The 2551-nt window shown below is 62.6% G+C and carries 3 protein-coding genes; 2 read left to right on the top strand and 1 reads right to left on the bottom strand.

Going from position 1 to position 2551, the window contains the following annotated elements; all coding sequences use genetic code 11:
- The coding region (locus tag WA989_RS12045) for an NUDIX hydrolase (protein WP_424340740.1) at positions 1-436 on the top strand (436 nt) is incomplete at its 5' end.
- Here WA989_RS12045 and WA989_RS12050 read toward each other — a convergent pair.
- Entirely contained in the window at positions 433-1158 is a 726-nt protein-coding gene (locus WA989_RS12050) for a rhomboid family intramembrane serine protease (protein WP_424340741.1), read from the bottom strand. The two genes, WA989_RS12045 and WA989_RS12050, sit on opposite strands and share 4 nt — an antisense overlap.
- Before the next feature lie 72 nt (positions 1159-1230).
- On the opposite strand from WA989_RS12050, the gene WA989_RS12055 reads away from it, so the two are divergent.
- Positions 1231-2412, top strand: coding sequence for an acyl-CoA dehydrogenase family protein (locus tag WA989_RS12055; RefSeq protein ID WP_424340742.1), 1182 nt, complete (start codon positions 1231-1233; stop codon positions 2410-2412).
- Positions 2413-2551: the final 139 nt, after the last annotated feature.

Consider the following 2551-nt stretch of genomic DNA (forward strand, 5'->3'; position numbering starts at 1 on the left):
CGATGACCGCGTGCTGGAACGCTACGAACTACTCTATGAGGCAGGCCTTGTGACCGAATGCGCGCGCGATGCCGGCCTGCCACCCCCGGACATCAAGCTCGGCGACCCGATGGCGTCAGATCACCGCCGTATCCTGGCCACGGCCATGGGGCGCCTGCGCGGCAAGATCCGCTATCGCCCTGTCGCCTTTGAACTGATGCCGGAGCGCTTCACCCTGTCGGCCTTGCAGGAAGCCTGCGAAGGCCTGCTCGGCCAGCGCCTGCACAAGCAGAATTTCCGCCGCGCGCTCGACCGGACCGATCTGGTCGAAGGCACAGGCGAGATGATGTCGCAGACCGGTGGCCGCCCGGCAGAGCTGTTCAGGTTCAGGCGCGAGAAGCTCAGGCGCAGCGCCGCGCTCGGCATTTCCACGCCATCGATCCGGCGCGACAGCTAGCGCAGGATTTTAAGCTCCGGCCGCGCAAGCTTCAGGAATAGCGGAAACAGAACGAAACCGCCCGCCAGCCCGCCAATATGAGCGATCCAGGCGAGCCTCATCCCGAACATCGCAACGAACAGATTACCCGCGACCGCGATGACAAGGTTGATGATCAGCCATGGCAGGGACATCCGGACCGCCCCGCGCAAGCCGCCCATGAGCCAGCCTGCCGCGGCAAAGAACCCGGAGAGCGCCGTCGAAGCACCAATCGCCGCCATGGTTTCGCGTGTGGCTATCGACCATCCAAGCTGCGCAATGGCGCCTGCGGCGGCGCAGGCGAAGAAGAAGCCGAGAAACAGGCCTGCCCCTTTCAGGCCCGGCCCAAGCGCTTTCGCAATCGCCGGCCCGAACGCAATCATCATGGCCATGTTCATGATCAGGTGGAACGCGTTCACATGCAGCAGCACGTGCAGGAAAATCGGCCCGATTTCGCCGAGCGGGCGCCCGATATAATTGATGTTTGGATCGTGGAGGATGGCGAAGGCGTACCAGAGCTGGTCACGAACGCTTTCGCTCGAAAAGAGGAACAGCGCGCTCACGGCAATAATCGCCGCTGAAAGCAGCAGCACAATGGGTGGAAATCCATTGAAGATAGGCTCGCGGGCCTGACGGTAGGGAGGCGGCATGTCTTGATCTGTCACCAGTCTGATATGGGCTGCGCCCGCGCCAATGAAAACCATAAGCGTCAGCGGGTTTCTTTTTGCCGCGACGTCATGAGTTGATTTCCAGCCGCGCCCGATCAGGATCGCGCCATGGCAAAAGCACGCGACATCACCTTCGACAGGCTCCGCCCACCCGCTCCGTGGATGGACGAGACCCATTCCATCTGGCGCAAATCCGTGCGCGGCTTCATCGACAAGGAACTTGTCCCCAATATCGAGGACTGGGAAACAGCAGGCGTCATCCCCCGCGACGTCTATCCCAAAGCCGCCGAAGCTGGCCTGATCGGCATGGGCTATCCGGAAGAATATGGCGGAGCCGGCACCGATTTCGACCGCTTCCACGGCACGGTGACCTCTGAGGAACTTGCCCGCATGGGCGCGGGCGGCGTGTCATCCGCCCTGATGATCCACGGCATCGGCCTGCCACCTGTCATGGTCGGCGGCAGCGAGGAGATGAAGCGCGAGATCGCGCCGCAGGTCCTCTCCGGCAAGAAGCAGATCAGCCTCGGCATTACCGAACCCGGCGGCGGCTCAGACGTCGCGAAGCTGAAGACCAGCGCCAAACCCTCCGGCAATGGCTGGGTCGTCAACGGCTCGAAGACCTACATCACAGGCGGCTGCACCTCGAAATGGCTGACCACGGCAGTCCGCACGGGCGGCGAAGGCATGGGCGGCATTTCGCTGATGCTGATCGACCTGGAAGCCGAAGGCGTCTCGCGCACGTCCTTGCCCAAAATGGGCTGGTGGGCCTCCGACACGGCAACCATCCATTTTGACGATGTCTTCGTGCCGCCGGAGAATTTGATCGGCGAAGTCGACCGGGGCTTTGTCAGCATCATGGCAAATTTCAATGGCGAGCGGCTCGGCATGGCGGCGCAGGCGACCGCTTATGCCCGCGTCTGCATCGAGGAAGCGGCTGCCTGGGCGCAGCAGCGCGAAACCTTCGGCAAACGCCTCGCCGACCACCAGGTCATCCGCCACAAGATTTCCTCCATGTGCCAGCGCGTCTGGGCAACGACAGCGATGCTCGACCAGCTCACCTGGCGCGTCCAGGGCGGGGAACAGCCGGTGGCCGAGCTTGCCATGCTGAAGGTGCAGGCGACCGAGACGATGGAATTCTGCGCCCGGGAGGCCATGCAGATCCTCGGCGGCGCCGGTTTCATCCGCGGCCACAGGGTCGAGCGCATCTACCGCGAAGTCCGCGTTATGGCCATCGGCGGCGGCTCTGAAGAGATCATGCGCGACCTCGCTGCCCGGCAGCTTGGTCTCTGACCGCTGATTTTTCGGAACAAGTCGTCGAATCCCGGCCTTCTTAGACAACCACCTTTCCGGAGACTGCGATGAAACCGATCTGGCTTGCGACTGCCGCTCTCATTTTGCTGACTGGCTGCAACAGTAATAACAATAATAC

This window comes from Henriciella sp. (genome assembly GCF_049649345.1).
GTDB lineage: Bacteria > Pseudomonadota > Alphaproteobacteria > Caulobacterales > Hyphomonadaceae > Henriciella.

Bases quoted from the DNA above. Each gene is read 5' to 3' on its own strand.
- WA989_RS12050 (WP_424340741.1), bottom strand. From the start codon at position 1,158: ATGGTTTTCATTGGCGCGGGCGCAGCCCATATCAGACTGGTGACAGAT.
- WA989_RS12055 (WP_424340742.1), top strand. From the start codon at position 1,231: ATGGCAAAAGCACGCGACATCACCTTCGACAGGCTCCGCCCACCCGCT.